The 19,335-nt window shown below is 59.5% G+C and carries 17 protein-coding genes; 7 read left to right on the top strand and 10 right to left on the bottom strand.

Going from position 1 to position 19,335, the window contains the following annotated elements:
* Positions 1–97 precede the first annotated feature (97 nt).
* Complete coding sequence (locus tag J3D54_RS05355; protein ID WP_253416995.1) at positions 98–988, top strand: triacylglycerol lipase; 891 nt, start codon at positions 98–100, stop codon at positions 986–988.
* Positions 989–1,114: 126 nt separating this feature from the next.
* On the opposite strand, the gene J3D54_RS05350 is transcribed toward J3D54_RS05355, so the two are convergent.
* Positions 1,115–2,002 (bottom strand): DMT family transporter, encoded by an 888-nt coding sequence (locus tag J3D54_RS05350; RefSeq protein ID WP_253416994.1) that lies wholly within the window; start codon positions 2,000–2,002, stop codon positions 1,115–1,117.
* A 98-nt stretch (positions 2,003–2,100) separates the two neighbouring features.
* On the opposite strand from J3D54_RS05350, the gene J3D54_RS05345 reads away from it, so the two are divergent.
* The 3 genes from J3D54_RS05345 (at position 2,101) to J3D54_RS05335 (ending at position 4,453) form a co-directional block, all read left to right on the top strand.
* Positions 2,101–2,889, top strand: a complete 789-nt coding sequence (locus J3D54_RS05345) for a helix-turn-helix transcriptional regulator (protein WP_253416993.1) — start codon at positions 2,101–2,103, stop codon at positions 2,887–2,889.
* 72 nt (positions 2,890–2,961) lie between these two features.
* The gene (locus J3D54_RS05340) at positions 2,962–3,267 is read left to right on the top strand and encodes a PsiF family protein (protein ID WP_253416992.1); all 306 of its coding nucleotides are present in this window, start codon (positions 2,962–2,964) and stop codon (positions 3,265–3,267) included.
* A 172-nt stretch (positions 3,268–3,439) separates the two neighbouring features.
* Positions 3,440–4,453 (top strand): AI-2E family transporter, encoded by a 1,014-nt coding sequence (locus J3D54_RS05335; protein WP_018928460.1) that lies wholly within the window; start codon positions 3,440–3,442, stop codon positions 4,451–4,453.
* Positions 4,454–4,582: 129 nt separating this feature from the next.
* Here the strand turns inward: J3D54_RS05335 and J3D54_RS05330 are convergent, their stop codons facing one another.
* A complete protein-coding gene (locus tag J3D54_RS05330) occupies positions 4,583–5,857 on the bottom strand; it encodes an Hsp70 family protein (RefSeq protein ID WP_253416991.1) in 1,275 nt (424 codons plus the stop codon).
* A 296-nt stretch (positions 5,858–6,153) separates the two neighbouring features.
* Between J3D54_RS05330 and J3D54_RS05325 the strand changes: the two genes are divergently transcribed.
* Together J3D54_RS05325 and J3D54_RS05320 are read left to right on the top strand one after the other, a co-directional pair.
* A complete protein-coding gene (locus J3D54_RS05325; RefSeq protein ID WP_253416990.1) occupies positions 6,154–7,101 on the top strand; it encodes a DnaJ C-terminal domain-containing protein in 948 nt (315 codons plus the stop codon).
* Positions 7,102–7,126: 25 nt separating this feature from the next.
* Positions 7,127–7,432 (top strand): chaperone modulator CbpM, encoded by a 306-nt coding sequence (locus tag J3D54_RS05320; RefSeq protein WP_253416989.1) that lies wholly within the window; start codon positions 7,127–7,129, stop codon positions 7,430–7,432.
* 140 nt (positions 7,433–7,572) lie between these two features.
* Here the strand turns inward: J3D54_RS05320 and J3D54_RS05315 are convergent, their stop codons facing one another.
* Positions 7,573–8,700, bottom strand: coding sequence for a sensor histidine kinase KdpD (locus tag J3D54_RS05315; protein ID WP_253416988.1), 1,128 nt, complete (start codon positions 8,698–8,700; stop codon positions 7,573–7,575).
* Positions 8,701–8,939: 239 nt separating this feature from the next.
* Between J3D54_RS05315 and J3D54_RS05310 the strand changes: the two genes are divergently transcribed.
* Positions 8,940–13,856, top strand: a complete 4,917-nt coding sequence (locus J3D54_RS05310; RefSeq protein ID WP_253416987.1) for a DUF6543 domain-containing protein — start codon at positions 8,940–8,942, stop codon at positions 13,854–13,856.
* A 73-nt stretch (positions 13,857–13,929) separates the two neighbouring features.
* Here J3D54_RS05310 and ureC read toward each other — a convergent pair whose 3' ends face one another.
* The 7 genes from ureC to urtE form a co-directional block, all read right to left on the bottom strand.
* Positions 13,930–15,630 carry an urease subunit alpha gene (ureC, locus tag J3D54_RS05305; protein ID WP_253416986.1) on the bottom strand — a complete coding sequence of 567 codons (1,701 nt, stop codon included), beginning with the start codon at positions 15,628–15,630 and terminating at the stop codon, positions 13,930–13,932.
* A 165-nt stretch (positions 15,631–15,795) separates the two neighbouring features.
* The gene (locus J3D54_RS05300; RefSeq protein WP_253416985.1) at positions 15,796–16,104 is read right to left on the bottom strand and encodes an urease subunit beta; all 309 of its coding nucleotides are present in this window, start codon (positions 16,102–16,104) and stop codon (positions 15,796–15,798) included.
* On the bottom strand, positions 16,104–16,637 hold the full coding sequence (locus tag J3D54_RS05295; RefSeq protein WP_253416984.1) for a GNAT family N-acetyltransferase: 534 nt from the start codon (positions 16,635–16,637) through the stop codon (positions 16,104–16,106). Before J3D54_RS05295 ends, J3D54_RS05300 begins: the two co-directional genes overlap by 1 nt.
* Before the next feature lie 6 nt (positions 16,638–16,643).
* Complete coding sequence (locus J3D54_RS05290) at positions 16,644–17,177, bottom strand: GNAT family N-acetyltransferase (protein ID WP_253416983.1); 534 nt, start codon at positions 17,175–17,177, stop codon at positions 16,644–16,646.
* A gap of 9 nt (positions 17,178–17,186) precedes the next feature.
* Complete coding sequence (ureA, locus tag J3D54_RS05285; RefSeq protein WP_007937143.1) at positions 17,187–17,489, bottom strand: urease subunit gamma; 303 nt, start codon at positions 17,487–17,489, stop codon at positions 17,187–17,189.
* Positions 17,490–17,660: 171 nt separating this feature from the next.
* Positions 17,661–18,500 (bottom strand): urease accessory protein UreD, encoded by an 840-nt coding sequence (locus tag J3D54_RS05280; protein WP_253416982.1) that lies wholly within the window; start codon positions 18,498–18,500, stop codon positions 17,661–17,663.
* A 31-nt stretch (positions 18,501–18,531) separates the two neighbouring features.
* The gene (gene urtE, locus J3D54_RS05275; protein WP_253416981.1) at positions 18,532–19,230 is read right to left on the bottom strand and encodes an urea ABC transporter ATP-binding subunit UrtE; all 699 of its coding nucleotides are present in this window, start codon (positions 19,228–19,230) and stop codon (positions 18,532–18,534) included.
* Positions 19,231–19,335: the final 105 nt, after the last annotated feature.

The following is a 19,335-nucleotide window of genomic DNA, read 5'->3' as shown; positions in this document are numbered from 1 at the left end:
TCGACTGGTCGTCGAGTTGTCATCTTGGGTGGCGATGCTTGGCTGATGCCTTGCATCCGGCCTTGCTTCATCTCACCGATCACAAGGATGTTCATCCATGTCGCAAGGCTCCGCCACGCGTTACCCGTTGGTGCTGGTCCCGGGGATGCTCGGGTTTATCCGTTTGCTGATCTATCCGTATTGGTTCGGGATCATTTCGGCATTGCGCCGGGATGGGGCGACGGTGATCGCGGTGCAGGTTTCGCCGCTCAACTCAACCGAGGTGCGCGGTGAGCAATTGCTGGCACGAATCGAGGAAATCCTGCGCGACACCGGGGCCGAGAAGGTCAACCTGATCGGCCATAGCCAGGGCTCGCTCACCGCCCGTTACGCCGCCGCAAAACGCCCGGACCAGGTGGCGTCGGTGACCTCGGTGGCCGGGCCGAATCACGGTTCGGAACTGGCGGACTACTTGCACGATCACTATCCGGCTGACAGCGCCAGGGGCCGGTTGCTCAGCTTTTTGCTGTGGCTGATCAGCGCGTTGATGTGCCTGCTGGAAACCGGTTATCGCGGGCCGCGACTGCCGGTGGATATTCCGGCTTCGCACCAATCGCTGACCACGGCCGGCGTGGCGCTGTTCAATCAGCGTTATCCACAGGGGCTGCCTGACACCTGGGGTGGGCACGGCCCGGAAGTGGTCAATGGCGTGCGTTATTACTCCTGGTCCGGGACTTTGCAGCCGGGCAAGACCGATCGCGGGTGCAACCTGTTCGACGGCACCAACCGCAGTTGCCGGTTGTTTGCCAGAACCTTCGTGCGTGAAGCAGGACATTGCGACGGGATGGTCGGACGTTACAGCTCGCATTTGGGGACGGTGATTGGCGATGAATACCCCATGGATCACTTCGATATCGTCAACCAATCGTTGGGGTTGGTGGGCAAGGGCGCAGAGCCGGTGCGGTTGTTTGTCGAGCATGCGGCGCGGTTGAAGGCGGCCGGTGTGTGAACGGCAGTGAGACCGCGTTATCGTTCTTCGCGGGCAAGCCACGCTCCCACAGGTTTTGTGTCGGACGCCGGCAATGAGCACGACGCCAAACCTGTGGGAGCGTGGCTTGCCCGCGAAGGCGTCCGGTCAGGCGGCGCTGATCTTGCGGCCAAGCACGGTGGTCCACCGCTCCGACAAAATCACCCCACCCAACGTCAACACCCCGCCCACCAGGTGATACAGCGCCAACTGCTCATGCAGCACCACCGCCGCAATCAGCGCGGTGATCAACGGCAGCAGGTTGAAAAACAGTGTGGTCCGGCTCGGGCCCAGGCGTACCACAGCCTGCATCCATGCCAGCGGCGCAAGCATCGAGGCCAGCAGACAGGCGTAAAGCACCAGCGGAATGTTATGCAGGGTCGGGCCGATTTTCGGTGAGGCGAGGAACAGCGGAAACAGCACCACCACTGCAACCAGCACTTGCAAATACAGCAACACCAGCGGCGGCAAGCGCAGCTGCCATTTTTTCAGCAAGGTGCTGTAAACCGCATAAGCGAGCGTGGCGATCAGCATCATCGCGTCGCCCAGGTTCACCCCATGCTCCAGCAACGCGCCAAGGCTGCCGGACGAGACCACCACCAAAACCCCCGCAAACGACAGCACTGCACCGGCCAGGGCACCGGCGGTCAGGCGCTGCCCGAGGCTGACCATGGCCATGGCCAGCGACATCAATGGCATCAGCGACAGAATGATCCCCATATTAGTGGCCGACGTCAGCGTCGCGGCGAAATAGGCCAGGCTCTGATAAACCGCCATGCCCAGCACACCAAGGATGAAAATCCTCCCCAGGTTCGGGCGGATCACCGGCCAATGGGCGATCACCGGTTTAAACATGAAAGGCGTGAACAGAATTCCGGCCAGCAGCCAGCGGTAGAAGCCGATTTCGGCGGGGAAGATTGCGCCCACCGCGAGTTTGTTGATCACGGTGTTGCCGGCCCAAATGAAAATGGCCAGCAGGGGATATGCGTATTGCATCGGGAAAAAGCCAGAACGTTAATGAAGGGCGATTATCCACTTGTCTGGATCAAAGCCTATACTTCGATCCAGACAACCTGCCTCTGATTCCGGACAGCATGAGCAGTAAACACATCGACCTGCTGGATTTCAGCGAACTGCCGTCGGCGGTGTATTTTCGCTACGCCGACTTCAACGCCCACGAATACGCCGCGCCTCACCGGCATCCGTGGGGCACGCTGGAGTACGCAGCCCATGGTGTGTTGCACATGGATGTCGACGGCAGCCGCTTCATGTCACCGCCGCAGTACGCGGTGTGGGTGCCGCCCGAGACCGAGCACAGTTTCTATAGCCTTCAGCCGATCAACTACCGCTCGGTCTGCCTGGCGCCGGCGTTGTGCCGCAATCTGCCGCAACAAGCCTGCACCTTGGCGATCAGCGACATCCTCAAGGCGATCCTGAAAGACTTCGCCACTCGCGATGTGAAAATTCCCGAGCACGACGCGGACAACCGTCTGGCTCAAGTGCTGGTGGACCAACTGCAGCAGGCTCCGGTGCATGAGTGTTATTTGCCCTACGCCAGCAGTCCCGGATTACTCGGTATCCTTGAGTCTTTGCAGGCCACGCCTGGGGATAACCGGCCGTTGGCGTATTGGGCCGGGCAGATTCACGTCAGTGAACGCACCTTGTCCCGGCAGTTTGTCCGCGAGTTGGGCATGAGTTTCGGCGAGTGGCGGCAACGATTGCGGTTTCTGGCGTCGATCGACGCGCTGGACAGCCACCGCAGCATTCAGGAAATCGCCTTCGACATGGGGTACAGCACCGGCTCGGCGTTTATCGCGATGTTTCAGCGCCAGGCCGGGTGCACGCCGGAACAGTATCGGCGCAGCCACCTCGATAGCAGATGAACGTGTAACAGGCTTTGTCTACACTCCAGAGCGAGGCCGTACCCATCGGTACGGTAACAAGGAGAAAACTCCATGAAGATGTTGCGTGCCCCGTTGTTGATGATCGGTCTGCTGCTCTGCTCTCAGGGTTTCGCCGCCACTGCCCAACAGAACAAAATGACCACTTGCAATGCCGACGCCACCGCCAAGAGCCTTAAAGGCGACGAGCGCAAAGCTTTCATGAGCACCTGCCTCAAAGCCGCACCGGCCGCCGATGCCACCAAGCCCATGACACCTCAACAAGAAAAAATGAAAACCTGTAACGCCGATGCCGCTACCAAGGCCCTCAAGGGCGATGCGCGCAAAGCCTTCATGAGCGAGTGCCTGAAGAAAAAATAAACATCAAAAGATCGCAGCCTGCGGCAGCTCCTGCATGAGATCGCGCTCCCTGTAGGAGCTGCCGCAGGTTGCGATCTTTTCGGGGTGATGCCGCTTATGGGTCATCCGCTCGCTTCGGCGCCGGAACGCTGGCAGACTGCCAATCCTTTCACGTCGTTCGTTTTGAGGCTGTATGTCAGCGTTTTCTCAGCGTCAGGTCTTGTTGCTCATCAGTTGGGTCATCATCTTTGGCGGTTTGCTGCTGGTGATTCCTCTGCGATTGCTGCCCAGCCTGCTGGCCGGGTTGTTGGTGTTCGAACTGGTCAACATGCTCACGCCGCAATTGCAACGGCTGATCGAGGGCCGCCGTGCGCGCTGGTTGGCGGTGGCATTGCTGGGGACATTGGTGGTCAGTGTGCTGGCGCTGATCTTTGCCGGTGCGATCAGTTTTCTGCTGCACGAGGCGGAAAACCCCGGTGCTTCCCTCGATAAATTCATGGGCGTGGTCGACCGCGCACGCGGGCAGCTGCCGCCGTTCATCGACGCTTATCTGCCGGCCAGTGCCGCCGAGTTCCGAGTGGCCATCGGCGAGTGGATGAGCAAGCACCTGAGCGACTTGCAACTGGTGGGCAAGGACGCGGCGCACATGTTCGTGACGCTGCTGATCGGCATGGTGCTGGGGGCGATCATCGCCTTGCAGCGCGTGCCGGACCTGACCAAGCGCAAGCCCTTGGCCGCGGCGCTGTTCGACCGCTTGCACCTGTTGGTCCAGGCGTTTCGCAACATCGTGTTCGCCCAGATCAAAATTTCGCTGCTCAACACCTTCTTCACCGGGATTTTCCTCGCGGTGGTCCTGCCGATGTTCGGGATCAAGCTGCCGCTGACCAAAACCCTGATCGTGCTGACCTTCCTGCTCGGCTTGTTGCCGGTGATCGGCAACCTGATGTCGAACACCCTGATCACCATCGTCGGTCTGTCGCTGTCGATCTGGGTGGCGGTGGCGGCACTGGGTTATCTTATTTTTATCCACAAGCTCGAATACTTCCTCAACGCGCGCATCGTAGGCGGGCAGATCAGTGCCAAGTCGTGGGAGTTGCTGCTGGCGATGCTGGTGTTCGAAGCCGCATTCGGCCTGCCGGGGGTGGTGGCGGGGCCGATTTATTACGCGTATCTGAAGAGTGAGTTGAAGCAGGTGGGGATGGTTTGATCCAGTGTTGATCTACAGTGGCGAGGGGGCTTGCCCCCGTTGGGTCGCGAAGCGGCCCCCCTTATCTCCAAAAGAAGGGACTGCAGCGCAGTCCAACGGGGGCAAGCCCCCTCGCCACAGGGTTTCAGGTCAATCCATCGGGCCGTAACGCTTGGCCGCCTCGATCGCCAACCCGCTACCGATGCTGCCGAAGATATTCCCCTCAACATGCTGCGCGTTCGGCAACATCGCCGAGACGCTGTTGCGCAGCGCCGGAATCCCGCTCGAACCGCCGGTGAAGAACACCGTATCCACCTGATCGACCCGCACATTGGCGTCGTTCAGCAGTTGGGTGACGCTGTTGCGCACGCGCTCCAGCAGATTGTCGATGGCCGATTCGAACAGCGCCCGGCTCAACTCCACGCTCAACCCCGGCTCGATGCGGTCCAGCGGCACATGGCGGCTGTCGGCGTGGGTCAGCTGAATCTTGGTTTCTTCCACCTCCATGGCCAGCCAGTGCCCGGCGCGCTGGTCGATCAACTTGAACAGGCGATCGATGCCACCGGTGTCTTCAATGTCGTAACGCATGCTGCCCAGGGCCAGGGTCGACTTCTGCGAGTACACCGAGTTGATGGTGTGCCAGGTCGCCAGGTTCATGTGGTGGCTGGTGGGCATGTAGGCGCCGCTTTTCATCCGGCTGCCGTAGCCGAACAGCGGCATCAGGCCTTGCAGGCTCAGCTGTTTGTCGAAATCGGTCCCGCCGATGTGCACGCCGCCGGTGGCGAGGATGTCGTCATGACGGTTGTCGTGCCCGCGTCGCTCAGGGGACAGGCGCACCAGCGAGAAGTCGGACGTACCACCGCCGATGTCGACGATCAGTACCAGCTCTTCCTTTTCGATGGTCGACTCATAGTCGAACGCCGCGGCGATGGGTTCGTACTGGAACGAGACTTCCTTGAAACCGATGGCGCGGGCCACGTCCACCAGGGTGTTCTCGGCTTCCTGGTCGGCTACCTCGTCGTCATCGACGAAAAACACCGGACGGCCCAGCACCACTTCCTCGAACTCCCGATCGGCGGCGGTTTCGGCACGCTTTTTCAACTGGCCGATGAACAGCCCGAGCAGGTCCTTGAACGGCATCGCCGTGCCGAGGACGCTGGTGTCGTGCTTGATCAGCTTGGAGCCCAGCAGGCTCTTGAGCGAGCGCATCAACCGGCCTTCGTAACCTTCCAGGTACTCGTGCAGCGCTAGCCGGCCGTACACCGGGCGGCGTTCTTCCATATTGAAGAAGACCACCGAGGGCAGGGTTATCTTGTCGTCCTCCAGCGCGATCAGCGTTTCCATGCCGGGGCGCAGCCAGCCGACGGTGGAGTTGGACGTGCCGAAGTCGATACCACAGGCACGGGCTGGAGATGCGTTTTTCATGTCTTTCAAGTTCCGGTTAAAAAACGGCCGCGCAGTGTATGTCAGTGCGACGCAGATTCGAAGGCCGACTATCTGTTAAATCACATTGATCTGCGCTTGAAAGATGCGTCATCACCCCCAAACTTCCCTGCATAGGTTTGGCAATCCTTGGGCGACAGCAAGAACTGCGCCCGGCTGCCGATAAACTACTGATGCGCTGCCCGGTCACAAAATTGAGATTGATCAATCAAGACGCTGTAAACCAGAGCATGCTGTACCGAGTGGCGCGATTTCGATAATGGATGGTGATTCCCTCGATGGACTTCAAAGACTATTACAAGATTCTCGGCGTGGAGCCGACCGCGGACGATAAGGCGATCAAAGCCGCCTATCGAAAGCTGGCGCGCAAATACCACCCCGATGTCAGCAAGGAAAAGGACGCCGAGGCCAAGTTCAAGGACGCGTCGGAAGCCTATGAAGCGCTGAAGAGCGCCGACAAGCGTGCCGAATACGACGACTTGCGCAAATACGGTCACCACGGCCAGCCGTTCCAGGGCCCACCGGGATGGCAGAGTCGTGGTGGTTTCGGTGGCGGTGGTCAGGACACGGGCGATTTCTCGGACTTCTTCAGTTCGATCTTCGGCAACCGTGGTTCGGGTTTCGGTGGTGGTGGACGGTCGGGCCATAGCGCCGGTCGTCGAGGGCAAGACGTGGAAATGGAATTACCGGTTTTTCTGGAAGAAACGCTCTCGACCGAATCGAAAAAGGTCAGCTTCCAGGTGCCGCAGCACAACGCTGCCGGCCAGCATGTCAGCAATACCAGCAAAAGCCTGAACGTGAAGATCCCCGCCGGCGTGACCGACGGCGAGCGCATCCGGCTCAAGGGCCAGGGCGCTCCGGGCATCGGTGGCGGGGCCAATGGCGACCTGTACCTGACCATTCGTTTTGCGCCGCACCCCAAATTCGATGTCGAGGGCGAGAACCTGATCATCACCTTGCCGCTGGCGCCGTGGGAACTGGCGCTAGGCACCGAAGTCGCGGTGCCGACCCTGACCGGCAAGATCAACCTCAAGGTGCCGGCCGGCAGCCAGAATGGCCAGCGTATGCGCGCCAAGGGCCACGGCCTGATGCACAAGGCCGGCCACCGTGGTTACCTGTTCGTGCAGCTCAAGGCGGTGATGCCGAAAAAACTCGACCATGACGTCAAGGCGTTGTGGGAGGAGTTGGCGAAAAAAGCCGCTTTCGATCCGCGAGAGAATTTTTGATACCAAGATAAGGAGGAGCCCAATCATGAGCGACCCCGTGATCGTTCTATTGGACCTGGCAGAATTCTGTGAGGCGACCGAGTTGTCGGACGTGCATGTGATCGAGATCGTTGAACACGGCATCCTCGAACCACAGGGGACAGAGCCCAGGGATTGGCGTTTCACCGACTACGAACTGACATTGGCCAAGCGCGCCGCCAAGCTGCGGCGCGATCTGGAGCTGGAATGGGAAGGCGTCGCCCTGGCGCTGGACCTGCTTGACGAGGTCCAGCAACTGCGGGCCGAGAACCGCATGCTCAAGCAGCGGTTGGGGCGGCTAGTGATCGAGTAGCTGTAAACACTAAACCTGTGGCGAGGGGGCTTGCCCTCGTTGGGTTGCGTAGCGACCCCAAGTCCGCGCATTGCGGCTCTTCAGGCTGACCTCATGCGCCGTTCCGACAAGCCCCCTCGCCACAACGCGGTCTTGCGCCGTCACACCTTCCTGGGTAACACCACGGTAAACAGCGTGCCCTGCTCGGCGCTGGAACTGACCTCGATCGTCCCTTCATGGGCATCAACCACTTCCTTGACGATGAATAGCCCCAGACCGAGGCTGGTGCTCGGCCCGCCGAGCTCTTCGTCGGCACTGCGTACCAGCGGATCGAAGATCGTGCCGATCACCTCGGGTGGAATCGGCGTACCGTCGTTGTGCACGGTGAGGTGAACGCTGTCCGTTTCACCCCTGAGGGTCAGTTTGACCGCGCGGTGGTTCGAACCGTGTTGTAACGCATTGCCGATCAGGTTTTGCAGCATTTGAGCGAGCCTTCGGCCATCCCATACACCTTGGGTATCGCCTTCAACGCTCAGCGTCGGATCGCATTGCGGATGGGCAGCGCAGGCTTGGGCAATCGCTTCGCGCGCCGTTTCGGCCAGGTCCATGGGCGCCGGCTCGATCGGCAGGCGCTTGCCCAGGCGACTGCGGACCAGCTCCAGCAAATCGCCGACCATCACCGCCATGTGCCGAGCGCCACGTTGGATATGGATTGCGCACGTCAGCGCGTCGCCTTCGAGAGCGGCTTTGCGTAGCAGCAATTCCGTGGACATGCTCACTGCTTGCAGCGGTGCGCGCAGGTCATGGCCGAGGATCGCCAAAAAGATGTCCCGGGAACGATTGACCTGCTCGGCATAAGCCTCGGTGGATTCGGCCAGGGCTTCGTCGATGGCTTCGTTGAAACGGATCATGTCCTGAAAATAGGCGATGTCGGGGGCGTCCAGGCTATTGACCCACAGGCGGATCACGCACGCACGCAGATGACGGAACTCCGAGGTCATCTGCACCAGGTCGAAACCCACGGTATGGCGCAGTTCTCCATGGCTGGCGCCGGCCTCGTCCAGGCTTGGGGTCTTCTCCGGGCCTTCACCCTTGGCTTTGGCATGTTGTTCGCTGGCGGTTTGTGCAGTGGTCATGTCTCGCGCGGCGGCTAGCAGAATCGCCTTGGCGTGGTCGCGCAAGGCTGCTCGATCCATGCACTCGGCCGCCGGGGTGATCGTTCTGGCGAACTGCTCCCATTCATCGACGATGCGGTCCACGTGTTGCCTGATGAATTCGGATAAGCGCATGGCCGGCACACCTGACTGGAAACTCTTGGCATCTTAGCCCCTTTGCCGACGGGTAAAAACTACCGCTGACAAGGCGGATCAGGCTTGCGAGTTTTGCGGGTGGTATTTAATTATTTTTTAGATTCTCAAGTTGAGTGGTGTTGTTGGTTTTATCGCTTTTTCCTAACTATTTGAGCTTTTATTTTTGTCGTCATTGAATAAGCTGGGCGTTCTGTTGATCGCATAGGGATACATGCGTAATGAATGAAATATCAGAAGGATCTGTTTCGGGCACTTCTCCAGTGCTCGCTGTCGGTGAAAACATTTATCTGAATTATCTTGCAACCAAAGTCCCGGCGTTAATAAATAAACCCTCGGTATCAAAACTTGTATCAAATGCAATCCAGCCACCCGACTTTCCAGAGTGGTACGTCAAGGCCAGCGCTATCGACCGTCAGTATCTCAAGGAACTCATGAGTGAGCGCTGGCGATTGCAGGACAGTCTGGATGACACACTGGGCAATTTACAAAAGGACATCAATAAGTTCGCCGAACCCTTGCTTGTTCAGGCCCTGAAAGAAAAGCTGAACCTGGATCTGGATGTTCATGCGACATCGGTACGGCTTTATATTCCGGCCCTTCTGGGTTTTGGCATCGACACCAATGCCAGTCGGCTCAGGCGGTCAACGCTGCTGGAGGCCGCACTCCATAACTTCGAGGAGTCTGAAACCCGTGCTGGCGCCTTTCGTGATGGCTCCGGCATTTTCATTACCGACGCCGAAGGAGCCCTGAAGCGCCATTCATTGACCATCGAAAGTTTTGCGAGTCTTTGCAGGGAGCTGGATCTCGGTGCGCAATATCAGCGACACATCAAAGGGTTGCTGGCCCCTTCGGCGGTTGATGCCAAGGCCTCACTTGAGCAGCACTTCATCGGGACAGAAAAGGCTGCGTTCGCTGAGGCAGCGCTGATTGCCTATTTGAAGAGTGATATCACTTCTTATGCATACGGCAAGTTGCAGCAACTTCGGGATAATCAGGAAAACGTCACGATGGGCAATCGCCCGTTACAGTCTCATCGACTGTCTCTTTTGGGTGTGAAACTGTCGGGTATCGTGTTGTTCAGTGCAGTGGCTGATTCAACACAAGTAAAGCGAATCTACAATAGCCTGGTTCCGACCCACCAACGAACAATGATGGAGTGGTCGCGCAAACTGGCCATTTTGCCCGGGCAGGAGTTTGATCAATTCAAACTACTCAAGGCCTTTTTTGCCAACGGGCCAAGCGGTGTGGTCGACGAGATACAGGGTAGGAACGATATTTTCACGCAGAGCCGGCTCGATGGCGCCTTGATCGCCTACGTACCTGAAGACCCTGAACATCCTTTGAAGGAATACCCGTCCTTCACCGATTTCATGAAGGAGCTGACGAGCCAATTGCGCTCGTCGGACTATCAGCAGTTCTTCAGTCGGTTCGTACCGCAAAAAGACAAGGGCAGGTTTTTCGCACGCGTCAGGGAACGCTTCAGCACTTTCACCTGGCAGCAGCGGGATCCGTTGAGCATGGGGCCATGGTGGCGGGAAACTGCAGTGGAAAACCCCGATGCAGAGCCGATCACCAACGTGATTGAAGGCGCGCTCTGGCCTCAGCTCAGTCAATGGCGGTGCGACAAGGCCATCGCCGATGCGCGAAATATCGCCGTTCCCACTGACGATGAAGATGCCAATGCCCGTTGGGCACGACTAAACAGTTACGCGAGCATCGGCTGGAACGTATTCAACTTCGGCGCGATGCTGGTGCCGGGTTTGGGAGAGGCCATGCTGGGCATCATGGTCGGGCAAATGGTGCTCGAAACCATGGAGGGCATCGAAGACTGGAGCAAGGGAGACAAGGATGAAGCGGCAGCACTCCTGAGCGGTGTCCTGATCAATGCTGCCCAGCTGGCAATCATGGCGGCAGGGCATGTTCTACCAACGGGCGCGGCGGCAGCGGTCAAGCCTTCGACGTTTGTCGACCAATTGAAGCCGGTCGTGCTTGACGATGGCAAGACCCGTTTGTGGAATCCTGACTTGAGCCCTTACGAGCGTCAGGTTGATTTGGCTCCGGATTCAGCGCTTAACGAGCGAGGCTTGCATCGGCATGACGATCAGGAGTTTCTGTCACGCGATGGCAAATACTTCGCCGTACAAGACGATCCGCAGACGGGGCAATCGCGAATCCAGCATCCCGGCCGGCCGACGGCGTACAAGCCAAAACTCGAGCACAACAATGCTGGCACCTGGCACACCGAGTTCGACCGCCCCGTTGAATGGACCAAGACCGAGCTCATGCGAGGCTTGGGGGCAATAGTCGATGCGTTCGATGATGCGATGCTTGAGCACATCCGTATTGCCAGTGGTGTTGAAGAAGCGATGTTGCGTCAGCTGCATGTCGAAAACGAAGCGCCGCCAGCATTGCTGATCGACGAGATCAACCGGTTCAAAACATGGACGGACACGGGAAAGCTGCCCGCGAATGGTCTGCCACGCTCAAGCAATGCCGGCGCGCTGGTGCTTCAGGACGCCTATACCCAATTGCCCGCCCACATGGCCGAGGAACTGCTGAGCACCGCTGAACCGGCTGACTTGAAGGCGCTTGCCGAACAAAAGCGCATTGGGTTGCACTTGCAGCAACAGGTGCGAGCCGCTTTGCTGGAGTTGCGTCTGGCGCGTGCCTATGAAGGGCTTTTCCTTGATTCACTGCATGCTCTGGACACAGAGAGGCTGGCGCTACACACCCTGGAAACCTTGCCGAACTGGCCGAGCGATGTGCGCATCGAAATCCGCGAGCATTCGCTGACCGGCCGTCTGCGCGACAGTGTTGGCCCTGAAGATGCGCAGGTGCGCAAAGTGCTGATCAGCACGGACGAGGGTTATGAAGCGCGGGATGCTGATGATCACCATCTGCATGGCGTCGATGACCTGTTTTCATCGGTACTGCACGCCTTGCCTGACGTTGAGCGCAGAGCACTGGGCTATGAAATCAATCAGGGCGCGACGCTCAAGCGCACTGTTCAAAATGCACCGTTGGCGCGTGACAAGCTGCGTCCGATGCTGGTGGAAAATCCTTTGCGCAAGCCCGCCTACGATCCCGAGACGATGAAGCTGCGCGGTGGTATGCAAGCTTCTTCAGGCATTCAGCGACTCACCGGGCGACTGACCCCACAGGAACGGGTCAGGAGTGTGCGACCGGGTTGGACGGAGGCCGAAGCTCAGGCTTATCTGGATGCAGGCGGTCAGGGCAGCCATCCAGAGCAGCGAGCAAGTGCACTTGAAGCCGAATTCAATCGCCTCAACGCCAATTTCCGGCGCTGGCTGGATTCGCCGACCGAAGCCTTCAGGTATAGCGCGGCCGGGAGGGCTGAGTGGCAGTCCAGAAACTCACTGTATAAGGCCATTCGGCAGTGCTGGCAGCAAACCGCGCCCAGGGATGTGGACTCTTTCGGGAATCTACAGGGGACGGTGCTTGACCTCAGAAATATGCCCTTGGGGCGGCACTTGGGGACCATGCCCCCTCTGGACGCCAATTTTCAGCACGTGACCAGCCTGAACTTGCTGGGCACTGAAATGACCGACGCACACGCCGCCTTTCTTGATCATTTCCCTAGACTCCGTTCGCTCAACCTTACCGGCAACCAGCTCACGCAATTTCCTCGTGCCGTGAGGCGAATGCGGGGGCTGACGGAGTTGTATCTCGGCGATAACCGGATTGTGCTGGATATGCAGGGAGCTTCGTACTTTAGATGGCTTACCCAACTTCAAAGTATCGATTTGCAGGGAAACCCGTTAGGGCGAGTGCCGGATATCGGCGGTATGCGCATGTTGCATACGGTGATGCTGGGTGAGACCGGTATAAATACCTGGCCGGACGGATTGTTTTCTCAACCCCGGTTCAGACATTTTTACTTGAACCTGCAGCGCAATTTGTTGACGGTCATCCCTCAGGTTACGGCCGGCTCTGTGGAGGCGGAGCTGGTGGCGCGAACGGTATTGAATCGTGAGCAGCCATGGCTGTCGCCGGAGAATCTGGACACGCTCAGAAACTACATCAGGTCCGTCGGCCTGGACCCCGATCGCCCGTATCCGCCTCGTGGTGTGCGCGACAGCCTTGATTGGGAGGAAGGCTTGACGCGACCTGAGTGGGTGGCCAAACAGGATGTTTGGAACAGCGTTGAGGATGAGTTCGGTTCAGTACCTTTTTTCAACAAGATCAGGCAACTGACCCAGTCCAGCCATTTCAAGCACGACCTCGCATTCAGGACGGACATGACGAGCAAGGTCTGGAGAATGCTGGAAGCGATGTCCAAGGACAGCGAACTGCGGCGCAATCTTTTTGTCATGGGCAAGGATGAGGTCACCCTTTGTGTTGATGCCGGGGCACAGCTGTTCAACGCGATGGGGGTTGAGGTGCTGATCCACGAGGCCTATGCGCTGGGCAATCCGGCTCTGGTGGAGGCGGAACTGGTGCAGTTGGCCAGAGGTAAATCCCGACTGGATGAGTTGAGCCGGATTGCCCACAAGGAGGTCGCCGAGCGACTGCAGAACGGTGAGCAATTCAGGGTTCTCGATGCCAACGGCCGAGCCTCGGGAAGTATCGATGAGGTCGAGGTCCACCTGGCTTACATGACGGACCTGGCCGAACGGCTGGATCTGCCCTGGCAATCCCGTGACTTGCAATTTCGCACGCACACAGGTGTCACCCCCGAGATGATCGAAAGTGCCTATCAGCGGGTACTGGCTCTGGAAGCCGGCGACTTGTTGCGTGATTCGATCATCGAACAGCCGTTCTGGGACACGTTCATCCAGCGCTTGAATCGAAGCGCCTTCAAAGTCTTCAGGCGCCGAATCGATGCGACGACGGAGTTTTACATGGCGCTTGATAAGCGCGCGACCGAACCGAATCTATCGGTCAAGGCAAAGGCTTCTGTTAAAGAAGAATTGAGGGTCCTCGCCGCAGAGTTGGGTAAACCGGAAAGCGCGATTGCTCCGGGAGCGGTCATGACAGACGAGGCTTATGCCGCCGAGCTGGATGCGATCAACACCGAGATGAAAACGCTGATGAAGACCCTGACCCAGCAGGCGATGGATCGGGCAAAGCTGCAAAGGGTAGAGATTCCCTTTACGGTCGAACCGAGTAACTGATTGACCTGACCAATAACCATACCGGCACGAAGACTGACGCGCTTCGTGCCGGTTTTTTATACCTGGCCGAATATCAAAACAGGAAGTAACGCTGAGCCATCGGCAACACATCCGCCGGCTCGCACCACAGCAGCACACCGTCGGCCTTGACCTGATAAGTCTGCGGATCGACGTCGATGTTCGGCAGGTAATCGTTGTGAATCAAATCGGTTTTCTGCACCTCGCGGCAGCCTTTGACCACCGCGATTTTCTTCTTCAACCCCAAGGCTTCAGGCAAGCCCGCCTCCTGCGCGGCCTGGCTGATAAAGGTCAGGCTGGTGGCATGCAACGAACCGCCGTAACTGGCGAACATCGGGCGGTAGTGCACCGGTTGCGGCGTTGGAATAGACGCGTTGGCGTCACCCATCAGGCTGGCCGCAATGGCACCGCCCTTGAGGATCAGCGTTGGCTTTACCCCGAAAAACGCTGGACGCCAGAGCACCAGGTCCGCCCACTTGCCCACTTCGACCGAGCCCACTTCATGGCTGATGCCGTGGGTGATCGCCGGGTTGATCGTGTACTTGGCGATGTAGCGTTTGGCGCGGAAGTTGTCGTTGCCTTCGCCATCTTGTGGCAGCGGACCGCGCTGTTTTTTCATCTTGTCGGCGGTTTGCCAGGTGCGGGTGATGACTTCGCCGACGCGGCCCATGGCCTGGCTGTCGGAGCTGATCATCGAGAACGCGCCGAGGTCGTGAAGGATGTCTTCGGCGGCGATGGTTTCGCGGCGGATGCGGCTTTCAGCGAAGGCCACATCTTCGGCAATGCTCGGGTCCAGGTGGTGGCAGACCATCAGCATATCGAGGTGTTCGTCGATGGTGTTGCGGGTGAACGGCCGGGTCGGGTTGGTCGAACTCGGCAACACGTTGGCAAAGCCACAGGCCTTGATGATGTCCGGCGCGTGACCGCCGCCCGCACCTTCGGTGTGGTAGGTGTGAATCGTGCGGCCCTTGAAGGCGGCGAGGGTGGTTTCGACGAAGCCGGACTCGTTGAGGGTGTCGGTGTGGATGGCGACCTGGACGTCGTATTGGTCGGCCACTGTCAGGCAGTTGTCGATGCTCGCGGGCGTGGTGCCCCAGTCTTCGTGCAGCTTCAGACCGATGGCGCCAGCCTTGACCTGTTCGATCAGCGGTTCCGGCAGGCTCGCGTTGCCCTTGCCGGTGAAGCCGATGTTCATCGGGAACGCGTCGGCGGCCTGAAGCATGCGCGCCAGGTGCCACGGCCCTGAAGTACACGTGGTGGCGTTGGTGCCGGTGGCAGGTCCCGTGCCGCCGCCGATCATGGTCGTCACGCCGCTCATCAGCGCTTCTTCGATCTGCTGCGGGCAGATGAAGTGGATGTGCGTGTCGATGCCGCCGGCAGTGAGGATCATGCCTTCACCGGCGATCACTTCGGTGCTGGCGCCGACCGCGATGGTGACGTTGGGCTGGATGTCCGGGTTGCCGGCCTTGCCGATGGCGGCGATGCGGCCGTCCTTGAGGCCGACGTCGGCTTTGACGATGCCCCAGTGGTCGACGATCAGCGCGTTGGTGATCAACGTGTCGACAACTTCGGCCGCCAGTAACTGGCTTTGGCCCTGGCCGTCGCGGATGACTTTACCGCCGCCGAATTTCACTTCTTCGCCGTAGGTCGTGAAGTCTTTTTCCACTTCGATCCACAGCTCGGTATCGGCCAGACGGACCTTGTCGCCGACGGTGGGACCGAACATGTCGGCGTAGGCCTGACGGGAAATCTTCATTGGAATTCCTTGCACAAATTTATTGTGGCGAGGGGGCTTGCCCCCGTTCGAGTGCGAAGCGCTCGCAATCTAATTGATGAGGTTTTGTCTGATGAACCGGGGTGGCAGGTTTTACGACCGCTGCGCGGCCGAACGGGGGCGAGCCCCCTCGCCACAGGGACGGTGTCAGTCGAGCTCACCCATGATCCTGCCGGCAAACCCGAACACCCGGCGATGCCCGGCCAGGTCGACCAGCTCGACCTCGCGGCTCTGCCCCGGTTCGAAGCGCACCGCGGTGCCGGCGGGGATGTTCAGGCGCATGCCGCGACTGGCGGCGCGGTCGAAGGTCAGGGCGTCATTGGTTTCGAAGAAGTGATAATGCGAGCCGACCTGGATCGGCCGATCGCCGCTGTTGGCCACCTTCAGGCTGAGCGTGCGGCGGCCAACGTTGAGTTCGATGTCGCCGGGCTGGATCTGGTATTCACCGGGAATCATCAATGGGCTCCTTGGAGAATCTTGTAGTAGAGGGCGGTCGGTTTGTAGTGGCCGCTCGGGTCGCAGGCGTAGTCGGGGATTTCACCGGCACGGGTGTAACCCAGGGCCTTGTAGAAGTCTTCGGCGGGGGAGCCGGCCTCGGTGTCGAGGTAGAGCATGCCGCGCTTGTGCTGGCGGGCGGCGAGCTCAACGGCATGCATCATCTGTTGGCCCAGGCCGCGACGACGGGCATGTTCACGCACCAACAGTTTCTGCACTTCGGCGCGGTTCAGCCCATTGGCTTTCTGGCACAGGTTCAGTTGCACGCTGGCCTGCACCTGTTCGTCCTTGACCACCACCCACAGCAGCACGTTGCCTTTGTTCAGGTTGTCCTGGACTTCATCGAAATGGGCGCGGGCCTGCGCTGCGTCCAGATCCGCCATGAACCCGACGCTGGCGCCATAGCCGACGGCGTCGAGCAGCAGATCAATCAATCCCTGACGATAGTGCGCAAAGCTTTCAACATTGACGCGTCGCAGTTGGGCGGCGTTCATGGCGTATCACTCCTTGTGGGGACCAGGTGGCATTGCGCCCGGGTCGAGGATCAGTTGCATGAAGGTCAGGTCCAGCCAGCGGCCGAACTTGGTACCCACCTGCGGCATTTGGCCGGTGACGACAAAACCGGCCCGATCATGTAGCCGGATCGACGCGCCGTTACCGCTTTCGATGGCGGCGACCATCACGTGTTTGTTGCAGCCTTTGGCGCGTTCGATCAGCACTTCCATCAGTCGCGGCCCGAGGCCATTGCCGCGCTGGTCGTTGCGCACGTACACCGAGTGCTCGACCGTGTGGCGGAACCCGTCGAACGGCCGCCAGTCACCGAATGAAGCGTAGCCGAGTACGCTGTTGTCGCCGTCGACGATCACCAGCACCGGATAACCCTGGGCTTGCCGGGCGCTGAACCAGGCCTGGCGGTTGCCCAGGTCCACGGCCTGTTCGTTCCAGATCGCCGTGGTGTTGACCACGGCGTCGTTGTAGATGTCGCGGATCGCCGGCAGATCGGCGTGCAGCGCATCACGTATGTGGTAAGTCATGGCGCGGCCTCAGGCGATCGGTTGGTGGACGGTGACCAGTTTGGTGCCGTCGGGAAACGTCGCCTCGACCTGGATCTCCGGGATCATTTCCGGGATGCCTTCCATCACTTGTTCGCGGCTGAGCAGGGTGGTGCCGTAGTGCATCAGTTCGGCCACGGTCTGGCCGTCACGCGCGCCTTCGAGCAGCGCCGCGGAAATGTAGGCCATGGCCTCCGGGTAATTGAGTTTCACGCCGCGAGCCAAACGCCGTTCGGCCACGAGGCCGGCGGTGAAGATCAACAGCTTGTCTTTTTCGCGTGGGGTCAGGTCCATCGTAGAAATCCATCAGGGCAGATAAAAAGGTATTCGGATCTGTAAATACAAAACCTGTGGGAGCGGGCTTGCCCGCGATGAGGCCATGACATCTTGCAGAGATGTTGACTGTAGGACCGCTATCGCGGGCAAGTCGAATCGTCGCACCACCGCTCCCACAAAAAGCACACATCAGGTGCTCCATATTCTTGGCGGGACGGCTTCGCGGCCGAGCAACGCAGGCCGGAGCAATCGCCACAAATCAATTAGCCAACCCCGTGCCAACAACGCCTCGCTGGCCAGGCACCGGGCGACCAACAGCCCCGGCAATTGCGTCAGATCACCGCGCACCTCATTGGGCAGCGAGCGGCACTTTTCCAACAGTTCGCTATCAATCTCCCCGGTCACCAGCAACGTCGCAAACACCGGTTGCCCATCCAGCCCGATCGGCGAATCGAGCAAACCGTCAGCCCCGACAATGCGCTGGCGTTCGTGCCACAGCAATTGGCCGTCGCGGCGCAGGTCCAGGTGGGCCTGGAAGTGTCCGAGGTCGAAGCGTTCGCCACTGGCCGGGCGACCCAGCGCCACCACGTCCCAGTAGAACAGCCGGGCATCGCCCTCAAGATCAATGCTCGTGCTGAGTTCAGCCTGAGCGGCGCTGAAGATAATCGTCTCTTGCGGCAGCCATTCCAACGTAGCACCGGCAGCCACGCGCAAGTCGAGTTTCTGATAAGCCGGCCCGGCCGCGCGATACCACTTGGCGGCGCCGGGGCTGGTGATTTGCGCCCAAGCGTGCGTGCCGACGCTGGCCGAGATGTCCAGCCGATCACCGCCGGCAATCCCGCCCGGTGGGTGGACGATGATGTGCTGACACACTTCGGGACCTTCGGCATACAAGTGCTTCTGCACCCGCAGCGGGCCTTTATGACGGCGCTGCACCGGGCGGGTGCTATCGCCGAAACGGGCGTAGCCCAGTTCCAGCTCGGCATGCCAGCTTGGGGTGAACAGCGTGATAGGGGCAGGTAAATTCATGATTTTCTAATTATCGTCAGGACACTGCAGGTTAGATCGTAACCAGTCCGCGCACACCTTCGGCTTCCATATTTTCGCCACGACCCTGCTGCACGATTTCACCCCGGGACATCACCAGGTACTGATCGGCCAGCTCGGCGGCGAAATCGTAGAACTGCTCCACCAGCAAAATCGCCATGTCGCCACGGGCCGCGAGTTTTTTGATCACCGCGCCGATTTCCTTGATCACCGACGGCTGAATGCCTTCGGTGGGTTCGTCGAGAATCAGCAGCCGTGGTCGGCTGGCCAGTGCTCTACCGATCGCCAGCTGCTGTTGCTGACCACCGGACAAGTCACCGCCACGCCGTTGTTTCATTTGCAGCAGCACCGGGAACAGCTCGTAAATGAACGCCGGGACTTCCTTGGCTTCGGAGCCGGGAAACCGCGACAGGCCCATCAGCAGGTTTTCTTCCACGGTCAATCGACCGAAAATTTCCCGACCCTGAGGCACGTAAGCGATACCGGCATACACCCGCTGGTGCGGTTTGAACGTGGTGATCGGTTGGCCTTCCCAGTTCACCGCGCCTTCTTTGGCCGGCAGCAAACCCATCAGGCATTTGAGCAAGGTGGTCTTGCCTACGCCGTTGCGCCCGAGCAGGCAGGTGACTTCGCCGACCTTCACCTCAAACGTCAGGCCCCGCAGGATGTGGCTACCGCCGTAGTACTGGTGCAGCTTGTCGACTTGCAGCATGTTCAAAATTCCTTCTGTTCCACACAGAACCCTGTGGGAGCTGGCTTGCCTGCGATGGCGGTGTGTCATTCAACAAAGATGTTGGATGTGCAGGCCTCATCGCGG

Origin of the sequence: Pseudomonas sp. GGS8 (genome assembly GCF_024168645.1) — a bacterium.
In the GTDB taxonomy this organism is placed as follows: Bacteria; Pseudomonadota; Gammaproteobacteria; order Pseudomonadales; family Pseudomonadaceae; genus Aquipseudomonas.
Note: the sequence above shows the minus strand (reverse complement) of the source record. Positions and strands in the feature narration are given on the sequence as shown.

What these genes read in the sequence shown, in the direction of transcription:
- J3D54_RS05355 (WP_253416995.1), top strand. Translation starts at nt 98, where the DNA reads ATGTCGCAAGGCTCCGCCACGCGTTACCCGTTGGTGCTGGTCCCGGGG.
- J3D54_RS05350 (WP_253416994.1), bottom strand. Translation starts at nt 2,002, where the DNA reads ATGCAATACGCATATCCCCTGCTGGCCATTTTCATTTGGGCCGGCAAC.
- J3D54_RS05345 (WP_253416993.1), top strand. Translation starts at nt 2,101, where the DNA reads ATGAGCAGTAAACACATCGACCTGCTGGATTTCAGCGAACTGCCGTCG.
- J3D54_RS05340 (WP_253416992.1), top strand. Translation starts at nt 2,962, where the DNA reads ATGAAGATGTTGCGTGCCCCGTTGTTGATGATCGGTCTGCTGCTCTGC.
- J3D54_RS05335 (WP_018928460.1), top strand. Translation starts at nt 3,440, where the DNA reads ATGTCAGCGTTTTCTCAGCGTCAGGTCTTGTTGCTCATCAGTTGGGTC.
- J3D54_RS05330 (WP_253416991.1), bottom strand. Translation starts at nt 5,857, where the DNA reads ATGAAAAACGCATCTCCAGCCCGTGCCTGTGGTATCGACTTCGGCACG.
- J3D54_RS05325 (WP_253416990.1), top strand. Translation starts at nt 6,154, where the DNA reads ATGGACTTCAAAGACTATTACAAGATTCTCGGCGTGGAGCCGACCGCG.
- J3D54_RS05320 (WP_253416989.1), top strand. Translation starts at nt 7,127, where the DNA reads ATGAGCGACCCCGTGATCGTTCTATTGGACCTGGCAGAATTCTGTGAG.
- J3D54_RS05315 (WP_253416988.1), bottom strand. Translation starts at nt 8,700, where the DNA reads ATGCGCTTATCCGAATTCATCAGGCAACACGTGGACCGCATCGTCGAT.
- J3D54_RS05310 (WP_253416987.1), top strand. Translation starts at nt 8,940, where the DNA reads ATGAATGAAATATCAGAAGGATCTGTTTCGGGCACTTCTCCAGTGCTC.
- ureC (WP_253416986.1), bottom strand. Translation starts at nt 15,630, where the DNA reads ATGAAGATTTCCCGTCAGGCCTACGCCGACATGTTCGGTCCCACCGTC.
- J3D54_RS05300 (WP_253416985.1), bottom strand. Translation starts at nt 16,104, where the DNA reads ATGATTCCCGGTGAATACCAGATCCAGCCCGGCGACATCGAACTCAAC.
- J3D54_RS05295 (WP_253416984.1), bottom strand. Translation starts at nt 16,637, where the DNA reads ATGAACGCCGCCCAACTGCGACGCGTCAATGTTGAAAGCTTTGCGCAC.
- J3D54_RS05290 (WP_253416983.1), bottom strand. Translation starts at nt 17,177, where the DNA reads ATGACTTACCACATACGTGATGCGCTGCACGCCGATCTGCCGGCGATC.
- ureA (WP_007937143.1), bottom strand. Translation starts at nt 17,489, where the DNA reads ATGGACCTGACCCCACGCGAAAAAGACAAGCTGTTGATCTTCACCGCC.
- J3D54_RS05280 (WP_253416982.1), bottom strand. Translation starts at nt 18,500, where the DNA reads ATGAATTTACCTGCCCCTATCACGCTGTTCACCCCAAGCTGGCATGCC.
- urtE (WP_253416981.1), bottom strand. Translation starts at nt 19,230, where the DNA reads ATGCTGCAAGTCGACAAGCTGCACCAGTACTACGGCGGTAGCCACATC.